We start from the raw sequence: 16,589 nt of genomic DNA on the forward strand, positions 1-16,589 counted from the left end.
CAGACAGGCTGACCTGAGGTCAGCCTGTTGCGAATAATTTGCAAAAAATCAGGACAATCGCGCTTCTGTTTGAGGCTCGATAGGGAAAGCGCTGAATTTGCGCGGCAAGGCCAACGCACGCTCTCCGGGCAGCAAGCCCAGCTGCGACCACCGCTGGTGATCGAACTCGGCCTCCCAGGCCCGCTCGCCCTCGTTCAAGGCCAGCTCAACCCGCACCGTCGCTCCTAAAGGAATAATGCGCTGCACGGCCACGACGATGCCTTGGCCATCCAGTTGACGCTGCAAATCCAGATCGTGCGGGCGTACATAGCCCACTGCTTCGCCCTGCCCCATACCCTGCCCATTCAAGGCCTGACTGGATTCGAATTGACCCAACTGAGGATCGGCTACAAAACGCCCATGCTGGAACTGTCCCGGCAAACGATTCGCCGCCCCCAGGAACTCATACACAAAGGGACTGGCTGGATGATTGTAGACATCCTGCGGAGCACCCTCCTGCTCAACCCGCCCCTTGTTCAGCACCACAATACGGTCAGCCACTTCAATGGCCTCTTCCTGATCGTGCGTCACAAACAAGGTGCTGATATGCAGATCATCATGCAAACGACGCAACCAGGAGCGCAGTTCCTTGCGCACCTTGGCATCCAAGGCACCGAAGGGCTCATCCAGCAGCAAGACGCCCGGCTCCACGGCCAAGGCGCGTGCCAAAGCAATACGCTGCCGCTGACCGCCCGACAAGGCCGCTGGATAGCGATCGGCCAGCCAATCCAGCTGCACCAGCTCCAGAAGTTCATGTACACGCTGACGAATCTGGGCTTCGGGCAAGCGCTGCTTGCGTGGCTTGATGCGCAGACCAAAGGCGACGTTCTCGAACACAGTCATGTGGCGGAACAAGGCATAGTGCTGAAATACAAAACCCACCTGGCGATCACGCGTACCCACGGCGGCCACATCCTTGCCGTTGATCAGCACCTGGCCCGCATCCGCATGTTCCAGGCCAGCCACGATGCGCAGCAAGGTGGTCTTGCCGCAGCCTGACGGCCCCAGCAAAGCCACCAGTTCGCCCGCTGGAAAATCCAATGTCACATCACCCAGTGCCGTAAACGCACCAAACTGTTTAGATAGATGACGAACTTCGATACTCATAATGAACTCCGAATGCGATCATCCACGATGACCGTCTTGAACCATTTTGCGCTCGGCCCACAATTTAAGCGCCAACGTCAGTAAAGCCAAGACCGCCAGCACCGAAGCCGCCGCAAAAGCGCCCACCGTGTGATAGTCGTTGTACTCAATCTCTACATGCAAGGGCAACGTGTTGGTCTGGCCCCGTATATGGCCCGACAGCACCGATACCGCCCCAAACTCGCCCATGGCACGGGCATTACACAAAATCACGCCATACAGCAGGCCCCACTTGATCTTGGGCAGTGTCACTCGCCAGAACATCTGCCTGCCATTGGCCCCCAGCACCCGCGCGGCCTGTTCTTCCTCACTGCCCTGCATTTGCATCAGCGGAATCAACTCACGCGCCACGAAGGGAAAAGTGACAAACAAAGTCGCCAGGACCAAACCGGGCAAAGCAAAGACGATACGGATGTTATTCGCATCCAGCCAGTCCCAAAACGGGCCCTGTCGACCAAAAATCAGCAAGAACATCAAGCCGGCAATCACGGGCGAGACCGAAAACGGCAGATCAATCAGCGTCGTCAGAATGCTCTTGCCACGAAACTCAAACCGGGCAATGGCCCAGGAAGCTGCCAGGCCAAACGCAATATTCAACGGCACGGCAATCACGGCAACCAGAACCGTCAGGCTGGCGGCATGCAAAGTATCACTTTCGCTCAGGGCGGACAGATACGGCATGATGCCCCGGCTAAAGGCCGTCATGAACACCAGGATCAAGGGCAGCAGCAAGAACAGCACAAAGAACAGCAAGGCAATGCCAATCAATATGGCTTTGACGGCCGGACCGTCATCCTGCGCCGCCCGCAAGCGCGCCGTCTGTACCGGCACCACCTGCACGGTGGAATCCATTGTCAGGCTGCTCATCGTGCGCCCTCCAACGATAAAGGCGCTGGCACCTTGGCCGCTTTGACATTGGCCTGGCCCGAATGACGCGACTGCAGATACCACTGCAGGCGATTGATCGCCAACAAAATAATGAAGGACAGCACCATCATCAAGACAGCCAGTGCCGAGGCGCCGGCATAGTCAAACTGTTCCAGCTTGATCACGATAAGCAAAGGTGTAATTTCCGAGACCATAGGGACGTTACCGGCAATGAAAATCACGGAGCCGTACTCACCCACCGCACGGGCAAAAGCCAGAGCCACACCCGTCAAGCAGGCGGGCAAGATAGCGGGCAGGATCACCTTGGTGACCGTCTGAAAACGATCCGCCCCCAGGCAAGCGCTCACCTCTTCCTGCTCCTGCTCCAGCTCTTCCAGAACCGGCTGCACGGTACGCACAACAAAAGGCAGACCAATAAAAACCAGGGCAATCAGCACGCCCCAAGGGGTAAATGCAATCTGCCCTACATACGGTTCAGCCCAGGAGCCGATCCAGCCTGTAGGCGCATAAATCGCCGCCAAGGAAATCCCGGCCACCGACGTTGGCAAGGCAAAGGGCAAGTCAATCAGGGCATCCACAATGCGACGGCCCGGGAAGCGGTAGCGCACCAGGACCCAGGCCAGAATCAGGCCAAACACACCATTGATCACAGCCGCCAACGCGGCCATACCAAAGGTCAATTTCAAAGAAGCCAAGACGCGCGCGGCACTAATGGTTTCCCAAAAAGCAGACCAACCCATGGAGGTGGTCTTGAGCAAAACAGCAGACAAGGGAATCAGGACAATCAGGCTCAAGTAGCTGATAGACAAACCCATGGTCAAGCCAAAGCCTGGCAAAGCCCGCTGCTTGCGGGCAGCGGGCAGAAATCCCCAAAGACGAGCCTGTGACATCGAACGGTCCTCGGTGATAGTGGGGTTATTTGCTCAAGTAGATGCTGTCGAACACGCCACCATCCGCAAAGTGCTTGGCCTGAACCTGAGTCCAGCCGCCCAGCTCATCATCGACCTTGTACAACTTCAACGCCGGAAACTGATCGCGGTACTTGGCGGCCACCGACTCCAGGCGAGGACGGTAAAAATGACGGGCGGCGATTTCCTGACCCTCTGGGCTGTACAGATACTCCAGATAAGCCTGGGCCACTTTTTCCGTGCCATGCTTGGCGGCATTGGCATCCACCAGCGCCACGGGCGGCTCGGCCAGAATGCTGCTGGAAGGCACCACAATATCGAAACGATCAGGCCCCAGATCCTTCACCGACAAGAGCGCCTCGTTTTCCCAGGCAATCAATACATCACCAATGCCCCGCTCCACAAAAGTTGTGGTCGATCCACGTGCCCCGGAGTCCAGCACACTGACGTTGCGATACAGTTTGGCCACAAAATCACGAGCCTGCGCTTCGTCCCCATTACCTTGCTTCAAGGCGTACAACCAGGCGGCCAGATAGTTCCAGCGCGCCCCCGCCGAAGTTTTAGGATTAGGCGTCACCACCTTCACATCAGAGCGAATCAAATCGTTCCAGTCGTGAATCCCCTTGGGATTACCCTTGCGCACCAGCAGAACAATCGTGGAGGTGTAAGGCGTGCTGTTGTCTGGCAGACGAGCTTGCCAGCCCTTGTCCAGCAAACCGGACTGAGCAATCTGATCAATATCGGAAGAAATACCCAGCGTCACCACATCGGCAGGCACACCATCAATCACGGTACGCGCTTGCTTGCTGGAGCCACCGTGGGAACTACGGATGACCACACTGTCACCCGTCTGTTCTTTGTAATGGGTCTGGAAAGCCTTGTTGAATTCGGCGTACAACTCACGCGTTGGGTCGTACGAAACATTCAGAATACTGACCTCGGCCGCAACAGCCGTTGCTGCCGCCAGCACCAAAGCCAGCAAAGCCCCCGCCCGAACGCCCTTCCACTTCTGTTGAATCCGCTTCATTTCCCATCCCCTAGAAACCATTTCCAAGCAATGAGAACGAGTCTAGCAAGGGTGTTACACCCGGCTAAATACCGATTCTTTGGTTAGATATAGCGGGGAGATGGAGGGGGCGAAAATGGCTACCGGATCAAGGGCGCCCAGAGCCCAGGAATCAGTCTGGCAACGGCCCTTTCTCCAGCACCAGTTCCCACATCGCCTTTTGCTTTATATATTTGTGCGATGTCATATGCTGGACAGAGATACGGTGCCATTCAGCCCCGAACAACTGATCTACGCTAGCCTGATCAAAGAAACGCTTGCAATTGCCCTGGTCGCGATAGAAGTTGGCTTCAATCAACTCGCCCTGCCCGGCACCGAAATTCACATCTTCGGTCGAGTTCAGACGACATAGAAATAAGCCTCCGGGCCGCAAGCTGTTCCAGATTCTGCGCACAATGGTCCGGGTTTCATCCCAAGGGAAGTAGTGCAAAGACAGGCTGGCCAGAATCAACTCAAGATTATTCGCCGCTTCCGGCCAGGGACCGCGCGTATCCCTGCACTCAATCTGCGCCTCGGGCGCACGCTGCTGCGCGGTCTCCACGCATTCAGGCGAAAGGTCAAAGGCCATCACCTTCCAGCCAGCCCGGGTCAAGGTCAGCGTGTCGTCGCCAAAACCACAGCCTATCTCCAGCACCGGCGAGGAGATTTCACGTTGAGCGATCAAAGGTAACCAGCGATCAAGCCAAGGGTCCGAATACATAAGTGCGTTTCTCGTACGACAAGGAAAAAAATCAGGCAGCAGGAACGCTAAGATCACGGACCAGCAAAGCCAGAACAATCGCCGCAAACAGGCACTCGCCTACATTGAACCAAAGGTGCCACGGCTTGGACTTGTCACTATTACCCAACGCGTAGCGAATCCCTCTGTAATTGATCCAGCCCAGGCTCACGACCAGCACGGGCCACAAGATCCACAGCGGCGGGAAAAACAGCAGAAACATGAAGGCCAGCCACGCCAGAATCAGAGTGGCAAGTGGGGACAGGCAAGAGAGAAGTTTGCTCATGAAGACCCGAGGACCGCATATCGACAAGGCGTAGTGTTACCTGAATAGTCGCTGTGCTCAAGAGTAGAAAAAAAGCAGCAACAAGTTTGGCAAAGCCCCGAAACCATCCCGACCCCAGCCTGTCTTGGAACAGATAAGCAGAATGGAAAAAGCCGAACCCAATGTTTCAAAGGGCCCGGCTTTATTGATCAACGCTGCGCTTGCCTAGTCAGGCAAGCAGGGGATCAAATGATTTGGATCTGGGTAGCGCATGGGCCTTTTTGGCCAACGCCCGCAACGAAGGAAACTCGTTGGTTCTCATCAAGAGATTTAAACCCGGAACCTTGAATTTCACTGTGGTGCGCGAAGAGGTCTTTACCACCACTCTCCGGCATGATGAAGCCGAAGCCTTTTTCGTTATTGAACCACTTCACGATACCAATTTCTGTTTTCAATGTATGTCCTAAGTAATCAGGGGAAAAATGCCCCTGGACACACTATGGACGCTATCCACATATATAGATAGCACCGTTACAAACTAAACGGCGGAGCCACCCTCTGCCTTTATGACTTGCGCGCAGGAATCACAAGTCTGTGCCGTTCAAGCGGGCACTTACCAACGCTTACAGGCTTTCAGGACGAAAATCTGGCAGAAAAAGTGCCCGCATCAGAGAAGCAGCGTTGGTCTGGTCTGACCTGATACACAAAACAAACAGGCACAAAAAAAGCACTTAGTTTTACCTAAGTGCTTGATTCGACTAGCAAAAGAAATGGTGGGTGCTGAGGGGTTCGAACCCCCGACCTACGCCTTGTAAGGGATTAGATAGCAGTTACAAATCAACCACTTGCAAAAACAATCAGCTGTCTCACCAACCACATCATGCTGACCAGCAGATTGTGGCCAGAGAACGACGCCCAATAATTAAATAGGTTATCGGACTGATTGGCGCTGTCCGCAGCAATCCTATGTTAACTCTATTAGCTCTCCCAGCTCGCTCCGTTGTAGCGCTGCCATGTGCCATCCGTCGATATCTTGTATGGAATCCCCTTCTCTTCAAGCAGCTTCAGTAGGCTCTTTGCGTGGTGTGGCGCGATGTTTTGATAAATCATCACTCCCGGTGACTTTGCACTGGGGATGCAGGCCTCGTTGGTGCTAGCCACAAGGGATACATACGTAGGCGTCAGATGGCCAGCATTAATCTCAAAATGCATGCGTGTCTCCTCTTCTAGATTTGCGATATCTGTGTACGGCATAGTTCTGGCGAAACAGGGTCAACTCAGCACGCAATCTAGCATAATATTTCGATCGAAATAATTATCTAGATAATTTATTCGCCCATTGGCATACTGTGGCCTTCATTTACTTGCGGAGGTTCTATGAGCACGTTCAAGGTCGGAGATGTAGTCCAACTGAAAAGCGGTGGCCCTGAAATGACAGTTATTGACAAGAGCCAAGAAGGCAGCAACGTAAAGTGCATGTGGTTCGTGATTGACAACAGAGCCAGGACCCAGTCAATTCCCGCTGTCGCCCTTATGCCAGTAGAGTTAATGAACCCTTAATTAGACCGCCCTCTGGGCGGTTTTCTACATTTGGCGCTTGGGATAAGTCAGCAAGCGAAGACGCACAAACAAACAGACTTTATAGTCACTTTCAGTTTTGTTTGACCTATGACAATGGATTGTTTAATCTTTCGGCTTATAAACTTATGACACTAACTTTCATTCCATCGGTAGAGCGCCATGACAAATCAGATTACCCCCGGAAGCATAGTCACCTTGAAAAGCGGCAGTCCTAAGCTGACAGTTGAGGTCATTACCTCCGACCACAAAGCGAGCGTCTCTTGGTTCACGGGCGGCGAATATAATCTAATGACAATTCCAGTCACAGCATTAGAGCCAGTGCAGGATTAGCCAGGACAACAAAACACCAACCGCCTTCAGGCGGTTTTTTTGTTGCTAAGGGCCTAGAGCTCTGACTCAAAAATACCTACCGTTCTACAGGCCTCATACCTTCGGGCGCCTAATACGGACCATCCCACCGCAATCTAATACTACTGACAGGAATCGAATTGGAAATAGCTGCTTTATATTCCATCTGATTCCGCATCCGTGTCAGGATTTTTATCACACTCCCCCTTTTTGACTTGCCGTCGTTGGCTGACGAGAAGAGACTAATCGTCGTTTGAGCCAGGCACTACGCCTCCGTCCAGAAAACCTTAACTGCCTTACTGCTACAGCCAGACACGAGTAAACCACCCTTACATCCGTAGGTTTTAGGCGTTTCGGAACTGTCTCAAAAGACTTGCCCTCCATGATCTAAGCTAAACTTCATTTTTTTAGATGATCAATTGCCCTAGCGGCATGTCGCTTACCTTTAATTAGGCATCAATGACAGCGCCTGGCTGCCCGCTAGATATGAAAAGAGGCTTTATGGATTTCTGGTCAATCTTGCTACTATCCTTTGTCATCGCTGTAGCTCTCGCAGTGATGATGGGTATTCATGACTCAAAAAAGCAAAAAGAGTTTGCCGCTGCTATAACCCGGATTCCGGACTTTACAGCAAAACATGTGTATCGCAGTGTAGCCGGATACAATGGCATCGCCATTGATGAGGGGCGATCAAAAGTATGTTTATTCAAGTACATAGGAGGCCGATTATCTCATCGTCTCTTTGACTATCGCGACATCCTTAGTTCTGAGATATCAGAGGATGGTCATACTGTGATTACAACTGCCCGTTCTAGCCAAGTTGGTGGCGTTTTGGTTGGAGGAGCTCTTCTTGGCGGAGTTGGTGCTGTTATCGGCGGGCTTTCAGGAAAGAAGGTTGAGTCTGGAACTATCAATAGCATAATTCTTCGGTTGGTAGTCAATGACTCCGACAACCCAACGCATGACATTAGTTTTCTCGCAACTGAGTCAAAGCGGGACGAAATTATTTACAAGGCATCAGCTGACTATGCACGACAATGGCAAGCACGCCTTGATGTGCTTATCAATCGCGCAGAGAAGGCAGACTCTTTAAGCCACCCAACACTACCCAAGGAAGCACGTAGTTTATCTGATGAATTACGCGCTCTGGCTGATCTCAAAGACAGCGGCATACTGACAGATGCTGAATTTACAGCTCAAAAATCAAAGCTGCTGAGCTGAACGTAGCAACTCGCTCAAGCCGATTCAACTCTCTGGCACAGCTTAATTCAGACGTTAATTCCCGAGGATCCTATTCAAGGTAGATGACTTACATACCACTTTGGATCGATAGCTAAAGCGTTGATGCCAAGCGGCAATTTCTTTATTTTTGACAAAGCCGCGCCCAAGTTTCAGCCTCCGTTTCCACATAGCGCAGCACTCTGATCGGCGTAGCGTCAATTTCCGCATCAGAGTGCCACTGAAAAGGCCGCTGGGTAGCTGCGCAGTAGCTACCGCCCCTCAGTGTCCCGCATCCGCCGAGCGCGAGCACGGTCACGCACAGCATCATCGTCAAGGCGCTCAATAGTTTCAGCTGCATCACGTCCTACCTCCACTGCGGCCATGTCCGCCTTTGTTTGTTTCTGCTCTGCCTGTGCCCTGCCCTGACGCCGCCCGACCTGCAGCAGCGCCAGAGCGGCGATGATCAGGCCACCCAGCAAGCCGAGCCAACCTACAATTCGGTGCCATACTGCTTTAAACAATGGCCGCTCCTATCTTGATGGCCTCAGCCCCCGATGCGCCCAAGAAGCGAGCGCGGTCTGCAGCACGACGGCGGCGCAGGCCCAACAGCACTTTGCCGCCTGACTTGTTCCAGCGTGGGAATTGCTCAGCAGCACCGGCCTGGTCGCCGGCATTGAACAGGCGCACCAGAGTAGAGCTTTGAAATGCTCCCACGCCGATGTTGTAGGCCAAGTCGACCATCGCATCGATCTGAGCCTGGGTTGCCGGACGAGTCAGCGCGACCAGGACACCAGGTACGAACTCGCGGGCCAACCGACGCTGCAATCGTTCGTCAGCCTCGGCCTGGGTGATACGCAAGCCTTTCACCACATCTGGTCCCGTATCACCCCAGCCTATGGTCCACACTTTGCCGTCAGCATCCCAATAAGCCTCCAACCGGCAGCTCTCAAAATACCGCAGGATGGCCAGGCCATCGGCGGACATGCCGATCGGCTTCGGCTCGACTGGCGCTGGCGCTGGCGTAGGTTCCTCTTTCTGCGAACGAAAAAAAAGGGCCAGAAGGCCCAAGATCACATCAATCAATTTCTGCATTTCACTTCCCCAAAATTTTCCCTTTCATTTCAGCAACCCAGTTCGGAATGCCCTGCTCCTGCATTCGCTGCGCCCAGCGCACCCAGGCTCCCAACACCCACCAGGCCGGAAGCCCAGCTATCAGCATGCACGGTCCCATCACATAGAACAGGCCCATAAGACTGTGCAGATCTTCGGCCACCCCGGTATGGGCAGCCACCTGCACGGCTTGCGACAATAGGCCTGGCTGCCAGGTGATCACCCAGATCGTCAGGAGCGGGCCCAGAATGAACGAGCTCAGTACGGTACATGTCGTGCGACTGATGAACTCCCTCACTGTCCTGGGCGGCATGACCAACATGCCGATAAGCGCAGCAATCGCTGCTGGCGCCCCAAACGCGATGGCCACCTTCACCGCAGCCCAACCTGCACCAGCTCCGCTTGTTGGTTCCACTCTTTTCCCCTTGATAACGGTCGGCATGGCTGTCTCCCGTGAAATGCTGCGCTTGCAGCAGACGTAAAAAAGCCCGCAAAAGCGGGTAGCTATATATGTGATAAATTACTTCATTAGTCGGATTTTCTCGTCGCGCTCGCTCCAGATTCGGCGGAGTTCTCTTTCGTGCCAAAAGTGAATTACAGCCACCGAAATGAACAAAATTAGCCCGAGCGCTCCATAAGCAAGCAACCAGCAGGTTTTAGGGCACATATGCCACTCCTCAATCTCTCAAGCCCCATACTCTTACCGCAAGGCCGACATCAGCACTTTCAATTCAGAGGCATCCAAGGCTTTCTTGAAAATAAGCGTCCATGAGATTATGCCGCTAAATTGCAGGCTCAAATACCGTACTCGTCACGATATGCTCGGACAAGCGCGGCCACACCGTTAACGGTGAATGCGCGAGTGAATGCTGTGACTCGCGAAACGGAGCCAAGCATCTGCGTCCCCAGCGCTGAGGCAGCCGACCCTCCTAGTCCAAACCCTGTGTATCCGGGGTCGTAGGAGCCACTTATTACCTTGGGGTCCTCCATGGCACTGGTCAGCATAATGACTCTCGATTTCGAGACCGAGAAAGCGGCAACAAAATGCCCCCCTGGATTGGGTGTTGAGAATACATTTACACCGTTTTGCTGGAAAACGATATTCCCAGATGATGCCGGACTGATTGTCGTAGTCGCGCCAGGACTTGAGCCGTACATGCGAGATAAGGTGACACCGGAAGGCGCAGAGCCTTGCCCCACCAACGCAATCGTAAAGTCGCCAATGTACGGAATTACGCTAGCATCAGTTGTACGGATACGTTGATTTACTCCATTGAACTTAACTGCTGGCGTTCCGCTTGGCCCATCGGTGGCTGAGTATGTCGGTAGCGTCCACGTATTCATGCTCTGTGCTGTATTTAACAGTCGGTTTTTCGCTGGAGCAGGCCCAGCACCGGACCATGCGGCGACAGAGTCCCCATCCAGCAGATTCAAAACGCGAGCATCGAAATCAAAATACAGACCTGAAGAAATATCAGGAAAGATAGGTGTTCCAGGCGGAGGAGCAATAATGCGGCCTGGCGCCCGAATAATTAATGCGGTCATTGGGTTACTCCTAGGGCAAAAGTCAAATCCAGCCAAGCTCAAGCATACGGGCACGAACGCAATACGTAACAACCGCCTGATAGGCAGCATTTGTGAGGTGCAGCCCGTCTGCTCGAAGCGACGCGGGTGTGGTCCCGACTGCTTGTTGATCCAGATCTTGCTGAGTGGGTGTGACCCCCATGTCAATCCAGATCTGAGGGCTGATCAGATAGGCATTCACATCAACAAATAAACGCCCATACCGCGCTCGATGCGCGGCATTGACGCGCTCAATCCGATCCCAAACCGGTGAGTCTGGTGTTAAGTCGCCCTGGAAATGCCCAAGAACGAGAACTCGCTTAACAAGCGGAGCAAGCCAATCGAATGATCTGTCGGTGTTTTTTATGCAGCTTTCAGTTTTATCCTGAGCGCCCGTCAGGTCATTGCGTCCCATCCATAGAAAAGTGATGGCCGCTCGATTTCTGGCTCCATCATCTGGCAAGAATGGGGTTCTTGGTTCAACATGCGCAGGTTCTCCGGCTATAGTCCTTGAAAATTTAGGGCCACCCGAATATCGCAACCGGCCATGCACGCCGTTGATTATGCCCGTATAGTCTTGACCTGCATGCCAGCTGATATCTGGAACATCGATAGAAATTTCTTCAGTTCCAGCCGGAATAGTATTTGCCGGAAAAGAGCAAAGTGCCGGAATCGATCCCAGACGAGCCGCAATCTGTTCAGTCTGATGTCCACTGACGCCGCCGTTGTAATAACTCGCACCCATAGACTGAGCCAGCGCTGAGAGCGCTGCGTTTGAACGAAACATGCTTGATGACCCCCAGCCTGCAATTTGCGTCATGTCAGTTAATACCGGAAGAAGCTCGCCATCACGCATGTAAAAATCTGATCCCAAGACTGGATGGTTTGACCCTGCGACCTGCGGATAAGTAATCACATTTCCGAGGTCTTGCGGATTTAGACGCCGAGCAACTCGAAGCGCAAGTCGATCAACGACAAAACCAGCTAACTGTCCGTCAGACTTACGCACCGTCAAATCTGTCGCATGCCACTCATCATCAACAAGAGACCAGAAAAGCGCCTCGTTTAGAACTTGATATCGATCCAGTTTTTGATCAATCTGGGAATTAATTCGATCCACATCTCTCCGCCCAACTGGCTGTACCCCTGACCAAATCCATTGCGAACCATCGGATACCCAGATACCGTTATTTGTTGCATCTGGATCGTTTGTCACCTGCGCCACGGTCTCCTTGGGTTGCGGGCCCTCAGCCTCCATATCTACTTTCGTCAGATACGTTTGCATATTGGCGGCCTGTCGAGCGATTTCTAAAGCACGCTCCTTAATAGTCGCTAGGTTGGATACATCATTGCCAGCTCGGTTGACGTTTTGATCACCGACACCACCCAACGTAAACTTCTCAAGCGTCCCAGCGTCCACACTGGCGTTGCGCAGCTCTTCCGGGGAGATATAGGCCATATCTGTCTCACAAACAAAAAACCCCGCCTTTCAGCGGGGTTCAGTTAAATAAAAAGGTAAGCTTCAGGCGCGGTAATCAGCGTCGTTCGCGTAGTACCGGGCGTCGTAATTAATAGCGGTCAGTGGGATGGTCCCGTCTTCGTTCGGTGCGTCCTTCTCCGTCACAAGAAACGGCCTGGCACTACGCCGATCTGCAGCGTCCGCGATGATGTAGTTGGTCGGGTTGTACCCTTGGGTGACAATCGGCACACGCGGTGCACGCGCCAGCAGCGCATAACGTCGCCCTCCTCCGTTCGATACCGGGATGCTTTCAACTAGGCCATCCGCGTTCTGCAAAAAGATGTTGTACGCACCTTCGCCCCAGTCAAAGGGCTGAGACAGCTCAATGACCAGGCCATCCACATCGACCACCTCCCCGTCTTGGCAGAAGCCCAATGTGTTGTCAGCGTTCAGGATGCGCTCTGAAAGCGTCAACAAATTAGCCTCGGGCAGCGCATCAAACTCGGTGACTTCCGTCTGGAAGCGGATCTTGTTCCAAGCTCGCCAGGCGTGAAAATGCGCCTGCTCTGGCACCCGAACACCAACAGATTCCACTGACTTGGGATTGACAGCCGTACGGTCTGCCGGCAGATAAATCGTCTGCACGGAGTCGTCAGATGGCCTGACCCACTGGAACTCCACCCCGTCATATTGCTCAGCTGGTCCGAAAGACGTGGTTCGCGTCTCAGAACCCGGCACCTTGTTCCGATGATTGAAGAGGATCGCACTATCGGGCGTCTCCCGCTCAAAGTGCAGTCGCAACACGCTTCCCCGACGATAGGCTTTGCAAAACACGGCATCGGCAATCATCGCCACAATCTCTTCAAACGACAGGCTGTCAGCGTCAATCGTGTAATTGAACTGGGCAACATCGACCCCGAAATACGCATTGATCTCCGCAGCGGTCGCGTACAGGTTGTCAAAATCCACTTCGGCAACAGTCCGATTGCCCATCTTTGGATCAAGACTGATAGCCGAGAGAATGTCAGCAACATTATTGGTGGGGTAAAGCTCACTGGTAAAAGAGGAACCCTCCACGCGCCTAGGCAGCTTGCGCGTTACCAGGGCGTTCAACTTACGCTCTTTGACCGCCAGTGCTCCATCCGTCGCAAACGTGGAAGACTGCACCGTCGTCACATCGCCAAAGTGCGGCTGAGCGACTGGGGCTGCCACGTACAGATCCCGCCACTTCACCTCATCAACCACCTGTCCTTCAAAATCAGTATCCGAGTCACTGGTGCGCAGCATCCGGAACTGCCAGCGCAACGACTCGGTGCCCAGATCCACGTCCATGGTCAGCGCCCGCGTGGCACGGGAGGTGCCGGAGCCCTGCACAGTTCCATAGAACACCTGCTCAGGCCCAATGGGATTGCGGTGTTCATCGAGCGGTACGGCATGCAATTGCACCGTTACGTCACGCCGGTACTGCTGGCGTCCGTTATCCGCATACAGGCCATTGAGGGCTACCAGATTGCAGATCGCTCGCCGAATCGGTGTTGCCGACTCAGCAATCATCCAACCCACCCAGCGCTCCTTCTGAGCCTCAATCGTGACCGTTAACGTATCGGATGAGCCGCCATACTCATTGGCCATTACATCCCAATCGGAGTTAACAGCTGAAGGGTTAGAAAGCGTCAACACATCACTGTTGAGCGTGTTGATCGTGTAGGTGCCTGACAAGTCATACAGCACCTCGCCGGATGGCCTGGTTAATGTTGGATTGCCCGTGGGGTAGGTATGAACTGTCCCCAACGGGCCGGGCCATGCCGAGTAATTCTGCGATATATCCAAGGCAAGAACAGTTGATTTAGCTCCGAGGTTTCCAGTAACGCTGACACCGAGAATGTTGTAAGCGCCATTAATATTGCAGGACACATCAAACAAATAGCCCGCATCTCCGCCCGAAACTCCGATCCAGTGGAAAGTCCCATTGGTAATTGTGACTACCTGACCAGGCTCCCAGTGCTCAGACAGGTCCCCTTTTAGACTAAGGTATCCGACTGAATCCTCCATGAAACCAGTGCTGGATGCACCAGCGGAATCAGGCGGAGCCACATATTGGTAAGTACCAGCGGAGACGCTGGCACCCTTCACTTCGATCACATCCCCAGCAAGAAACTGCTCGGCAAAATCCACTCCGCTATCGACACTTCGGATTAGATTGGGGGACTCAAAAACCATGGGAGACAGAACCAGACGCGAGGCATTGGGCGGCTGCAGCACTTGCCCGTTCACCGCATTCTCGCGCTTGGTCATTAGCACCGGCACATTAATCTGGTTCCCGATGACCTGTTGCGGCTGCCCGCCATTAGGCGACGTGTATGGCCCATAGACCGCCACTGACGCCCCGGCAATATCGGCCACCGGCGTCGTGCCATCCCGAATGTCCGATACTTCATAGGCCCCCCGCCCGATGCACATGTAGGCAATCTCTTTCTCAACGTGGTTCTCAAATACACGATGTGCACAGAGCAGATCCGGTGTCGAGCGGACAGTGCCGTAAATGTCAGGAATGCGGCCGTTCACACGCTCGCGGTTCACGCGGTCAGACAAACCATTGTTGGGCGACTCGCTGCGAATATTGCGGGCTGTCTGATTCGGCGGGCTCGGGGCCAGCATCATCGACACAATCGATAAGGCAGCTGACACGGCCAAACTGATCAGCATTGGAATCCACGTTTCCGGCCCACGCGGGAACACCTCGATGATGAAAGGCCCCGGCAGCTCACGCAAACGTGGAATGTCAGACGGCGTCACTGGCGTCACGACACGACCGTCGGGCTGATGGATAATCCGCGCACCAGCTGGCCACTGCCCAAACTCCGAGCGCAGAAAGGTCAACAGATCAGAGACCTGATGAATTTCAGGCCCTGCCTGATCAGGCGTGCGAGTGAGGTAGACAGTTTTCATTGATAAAACCTGAAATTACGGTACGTATGGAGCGAAGCATCAAAAGGCAGAAAGACGGCGCCCTCTTCTCGGATATGCAGCAGTCGCCGCCGTACACAAATCCCCATATGAAACTCACCCTGCAGGTTCTGCATCAGCACAATGCTGGGCGCTACTGTCGGCCCATCAACACGCTGATAGTGCGTAAACAGCAATCGGAGATCTCCCGCCTGGAGCGTGCTCTCATCGATGTCGTGCAAGCGCTTATCGCCGGTGAATCGCTGCCAAGCCTCAGCTGAGAAATGACAACAGTTGTACGTCTGCCGGTCGTACTGACGAAATAGCAAGTCATCGATACTCACAGAAACCCCAGCAACATAGGAAAGCGGTCAACGGAATAAGGCTCGCCGGTTCTCACCAGGTTCAAACTTGGTGCCCCAGCATCAAAAACGGCGCCCGAGGCGCCGATTGAGATGGATTGTGCTTGTAGCGTTATAGGCCCAAACATCGGCTTGTTCAGCCGATCCCCTCTGTAACTTCGATACTTCACCGTTGGCCGGATCGCTAACGTCCCTGCTTCCCTGGCCCGTGCGATCTCATCGCTGATTTCGTCGTAGTTTCCCAGCGTCACCGAGATGCCGTAATCAAGCGTCCCACGGTCAGCCATTGGCCGCAGGATCATCGGACAGTACTCAAAGAAGGCTGGCTCCCCTGTCTCCGACTGCGCAGCCAGCCCAAAGGTTGAGTTGCGCACCAGCAAACGGGGCTTGGAGAAGCTGGGGTGACTGATTTCTAGCGTTTCAAGCTCAGGAACGCTTGACGGAGAATCAAAGAAAAAACTGACGTAGTCAGCATCGGCGTCATTCATGTGGCAAATCCTCGTTGACCAGCTTATCTAACAGGTTCAGTACCTCCATGGCCTGGGCGTACCCTCCATAGATAATCAGCAAAGAAACCACGCTGCGCCAGTAATCAAGGTCAGCATCCGTGAACTCTGGCAGAGCCAACACCTCTAGCTCAGCGGAGACCAAAAAGCTTGGACCGTTTTTCCCCATCAGCTTCACAGTCTTCGGTACAAATGATGCCGTATACCGCTTCAACTCATGAGAATCAAGCACAAGATCGACCTCAAACAACTCAGCGGTCCCGCTCCACTCACGATAAAACCCCATGAACAATGAGTAGTCTTTATTGCTCAAAGACCAGGACATGGTCATTGAGGAGCTATTCCCAATCTCAGATACTCGATACCTACCTCGCCCACCTGGCAGCGGAATCCGGCTTACACCATCATTAAATTGGGCGCTATATCCCGCTTCTAAAGGTATAAAAGGTAAAAATTTCATGAA

At 53.6% G+C, this 16,589-nt stretch carries 19 protein-coding genes; 3 read left to right on the forward strand and 16 right to left on the reverse strand.

Annotated elements, in window-relative coordinates; genetic code table 11:
- Positions 1 to 48: 48 nt before the first annotated feature.
- From CPY64_RS09545 to CPY64_RS09585, 8 genes are all read right to left on the reverse strand, one after another.
- Positions 49 to 1,146, reverse strand: coding sequence for a sulfate/molybdate ABC transporter ATP-binding protein (locus tag CPY64_RS09545; protein ID WP_042481214.1), 1,098 nt, complete (start codon positions 1,144 to 1,146; stop codon positions 49 to 51).
- Positions 1,147 to 1,164: 18 nt separating this feature from the next.
- Entirely contained in the window at positions 1,165 to 2,052 is an 888-nt protein-coding gene (gene cysW, locus CPY64_RS09550) for a sulfate ABC transporter permease subunit CysW (RefSeq protein WP_042481216.1), read from the reverse strand.
- Positions 2,049 to 2,963, reverse strand: a complete 915-nt coding sequence (gene cysT / locus CPY64_RS09555) for a sulfate ABC transporter permease subunit CysT (RefSeq protein ID WP_042481219.1) — start codon at positions 2,961 to 2,963, stop codon at positions 2,049 to 2,051. Before cysT ends, cysW begins: the two co-directional genes overlap by 4 nt.
- A gap of 25 nt (positions 2,964 to 2,988) precedes the next feature.
- Complete coding sequence (locus CPY64_RS09560) at positions 2,989 to 4,008, reverse strand: sulfate ABC transporter substrate-binding protein (protein WP_042481222.1); 1,020 nt, start codon at positions 4,006 to 4,008, stop codon at positions 2,989 to 2,991.
- A gap of 151 nt (positions 4,009 to 4,159) precedes the next feature.
- Entirely contained in the window at positions 4,160 to 4,747 is a 588-nt protein-coding gene (locus CPY64_RS09565) for a class I SAM-dependent methyltransferase (RefSeq protein WP_042481225.1), read from the reverse strand.
- Between the two features lie 31 nt (positions 4,748 to 4,778).
- On the reverse strand, positions 4,779 to 5,051 hold the full coding sequence (locus CPY64_RS09570; protein ID WP_042481227.1) for a hypothetical protein: 273 nt from the start codon (positions 5,049 to 5,051) through the stop codon (positions 4,779 to 4,781).
- Between the two features lie 224 nt (positions 5,052 to 5,275).
- Entirely contained in the window at positions 5,276 to 5,485 is a 210-nt protein-coding gene (locus tag CPY64_RS09575; RefSeq protein ID WP_042481232.1) for a cold-shock protein, read from the reverse strand.
- A 523-nt stretch (positions 5,486 to 6,008) separates the two neighbouring features.
- Positions 6,009 to 6,242 (reverse strand): hypothetical protein, encoded by a 234-nt coding sequence (locus CPY64_RS09585; protein ID WP_054513280.1) that lies wholly within the window; start codon positions 6,240 to 6,242, stop codon positions 6,009 to 6,011.
- 165 nt (positions 6,243 to 6,407) lie between these two features.
- On the opposite strand from CPY64_RS09585, the gene CPY64_RS19315 reads away from it, so the two are divergent.
- The 3 genes from CPY64_RS19315 to CPY64_RS09600 all read left to right on the forward strand — a co-directional run bounded on the left by CPY64_RS19315 (position 6,408) and on the right by CPY64_RS09600 (position 8,180).
- The gene (locus CPY64_RS19315) at positions 6,408 to 6,590 is read left to right on the forward strand and encodes a YodC family protein (RefSeq protein WP_042481238.1); all 183 of its coding nucleotides are present in this window, start codon (positions 6,408 to 6,410) and stop codon (positions 6,588 to 6,590) included.
- A gap of 180 nt (positions 6,591 to 6,770) precedes the next feature.
- Positions 6,771 to 6,941, forward strand: a complete 171-nt coding sequence (locus CPY64_RS19320; RefSeq protein ID WP_080723690.1) for a DUF2158 domain-containing protein — start codon at positions 6,771 to 6,773, stop codon at positions 6,939 to 6,941.
- 519 nt (positions 6,942 to 7,460) lie between these two features.
- Positions 7,461 to 8,180 (forward strand): SHOCT domain-containing protein, encoded by a 720-nt coding sequence (locus CPY64_RS09600; protein ID WP_042481242.1) that lies wholly within the window; start codon positions 7,461 to 7,463, stop codon positions 8,178 to 8,180.
- Positions 8,181 to 8,693: 513 nt separating this feature from the next.
- Here the strand turns inward: CPY64_RS09600 and CPY64_RS09610 are convergent.
- The 8 genes from CPY64_RS09610 to CPY64_RS09640 all read right to left on the reverse strand — a co-directional run bounded on the left by CPY64_RS09610 (position 8,694) and on the right by CPY64_RS09640 (position 16,586).
- Positions 8,694 to 9,164 (reverse strand): lysozyme, encoded by a 471-nt coding sequence (locus tag CPY64_RS09610; RefSeq protein ID WP_042482172.1) that lies wholly within the window; start codon positions 9,162 to 9,164, stop codon positions 8,694 to 8,696.
- Positions 9,165 to 9,273: 109 nt separating this feature from the next.
- Positions 9,274 to 9,732, reverse strand: a complete 459-nt coding sequence (locus CPY64_RS09615) for a hypothetical protein (protein WP_042481260.1) — start codon at positions 9,730 to 9,732, stop codon at positions 9,274 to 9,276.
- Positions 9,733 to 10,085: 353 nt separating this feature from the next.
- On the reverse strand, positions 10,086 to 10,835 hold the full coding sequence (locus CPY64_RS19000; RefSeq protein WP_123794740.1) for a hypothetical protein: 750 nt from the start codon (positions 10,833 to 10,835) through the stop codon (positions 10,086 to 10,088).
- Between the two features lie 22 nt (positions 10,836 to 10,857).
- Positions 10,858 to 12,312 (reverse strand): hypothetical protein, encoded by a 1,455-nt coding sequence (locus CPY64_RS09620; protein WP_042481263.1) that lies wholly within the window; start codon positions 12,310 to 12,312, stop codon positions 10,858 to 10,860.
- Positions 12,313 to 12,375: 63 nt separating this feature from the next.
- Entirely contained in the window at positions 12,376 to 15,261 is a 2,886-nt protein-coding gene (locus tag CPY64_RS09625; RefSeq protein WP_052362871.1) for a host specificity factor TipJ family phage tail protein, read from the reverse strand.
- Positions 15,258 to 15,602 (reverse strand): hypothetical protein, encoded by a 345-nt coding sequence (locus CPY64_RS09630; protein ID WP_042481264.1) that lies wholly within the window; start codon positions 15,600 to 15,602, stop codon positions 15,258 to 15,260. Before CPY64_RS09630 ends, CPY64_RS09625 begins: the two co-directional genes overlap by 4 nt.
- Positions 15,599 to 16,108 (reverse strand): DUF1833 family protein, encoded by a 510-nt coding sequence (locus CPY64_RS09635; RefSeq protein WP_042481267.1) that lies wholly within the window; start codon positions 16,106 to 16,108, stop codon positions 15,599 to 15,601. The genes CPY64_RS09630 and CPY64_RS09635 overlap by 4 nt, the downstream gene beginning before the upstream one ends.
- Positions 16,101 to 16,586 carry a hypothetical protein gene (locus CPY64_RS09640; RefSeq protein WP_123794742.1) on the reverse strand — a complete coding sequence of 162 codons (486 nt, stop codon included), beginning with the start codon at positions 16,584 to 16,586 and terminating at the stop codon, positions 16,101 to 16,103. The genes CPY64_RS09635 and CPY64_RS09640 overlap by 8 nt, the downstream gene beginning before the upstream one ends.
- Positions 16,587 to 16,589: the final 3 nt, after the last annotated feature.

Origin of the sequence: Alcaligenes faecalis (genome assembly GCF_002443155.1) — a bacterium.
Lineage (GTDB): Bacteria > Pseudomonadota > Gammaproteobacteria > Burkholderiales > Burkholderiaceae_B > Alcaligenes > Alcaligenes faecalis.

What these genes read in the sequence shown, in the direction of transcription:
- CPY64_RS09545 (WP_042481214.1), bottom strand. Translation starts at nt 1,146, where the DNA reads ATGAGTATCGAAGTTCGTCATCTATCTAAACAGTTTGGTGCGTTTACG.
- cysW (WP_042481216.1), bottom strand. Translation starts at nt 2,052, where the DNA reads ATGAGCAGCCTGACAATGGATTCCACCGTGCAGGTGGTGCCGGTACAG.
- cysT (WP_042481219.1), bottom strand. Translation starts at nt 2,963, where the DNA reads ATGTCACAGGCTCGTCTTTGGGGATTTCTGCCCGCTGCCCGCAAGCAG.
- CPY64_RS09560 (WP_042481222.1), bottom strand. Translation starts at nt 4,008, where the DNA reads ATGAAGCGGATTCAACAGAAGTGGAAGGGCGTTCGGGCGGGGGCTTTG.
- CPY64_RS09565 (WP_042481225.1), bottom strand. Translation starts at nt 4,747, where the DNA reads ATGTATTCGGACCCTTGGCTTGATCGCTGGTTACCTTTGATCGCTCAA.
- CPY64_RS09570 (WP_042481227.1), bottom strand. Translation starts at nt 5,051, where the DNA reads ATGAGCAAACTTCTCTCTTGCCTGTCCCCACTTGCCACTCTGATTCTG.
- CPY64_RS09585 (WP_054513280.1), bottom strand. Translation starts at nt 6,242, where the DNA reads ATGCATTTTGAGATTAATGCTGGCCATCTGACGCCTACGTATGTATCC.
- CPY64_RS19315 (WP_042481238.1), top strand. Translation starts at nt 6,408, where the DNA reads ATGAGCACGTTCAAGGTCGGAGATGTAGTCCAACTGAAAAGCGGTGGC.
- CPY64_RS19320 (WP_080723690.1), top strand. Translation starts at nt 6,771, where the DNA reads ATGACAAATCAGATTACCCCCGGAAGCATAGTCACCTTGAAAAGCGGC.
- CPY64_RS09600 (WP_042481242.1), top strand. Translation starts at nt 7,461, where the DNA reads ATGGATTTCTGGTCAATCTTGCTACTATCCTTTGTCATCGCTGTAGCT.
- CPY64_RS09610 (WP_042482172.1), bottom strand. Translation starts at nt 9,164, where the DNA reads ATGTCCGCCGATGGCCTGGCCATCCTGCGGTATTTTGAGAGCTGCCGG.
- CPY64_RS09615 (WP_042481260.1), bottom strand. Translation starts at nt 9,732, where the DNA reads ATGCCGACCGTTATCAAGGGGAAAAGAGTGGAACCAACAAGCGGAGCT.
- CPY64_RS19000 (WP_123794740.1), bottom strand. Translation starts at nt 10,835, where the DNA reads ATGACCGCATTAATTATTCGGGCGCCAGGCCGCATTATTGCTCCTCCG.
- CPY64_RS09620 (WP_042481263.1), bottom strand. Translation starts at nt 12,312, where the DNA reads ATGGCCTATATCTCCCCGGAAGAGCTGCGCAACGCCAGTGTGGACGCT.
- CPY64_RS09625 (WP_052362871.1), bottom strand. Translation starts at nt 15,261, where the DNA reads ATGAAAACTGTCTACCTCACTCGCACGCCTGATCAGGCAGGGCCTGAA.
- CPY64_RS09635 (WP_042481267.1), bottom strand. Translation starts at nt 16,108, where the DNA reads ATGAATGACGCCGATGCTGACTACGTCAGTTTTTTCTTTGATTCTCCG.
- CPY64_RS09640 (WP_123794742.1), bottom strand. Translation starts at nt 16,586, where the DNA reads ATGAAATTTTTACCTTTTATACCTTTAGAAGCGGGATATAGCGCCCAA.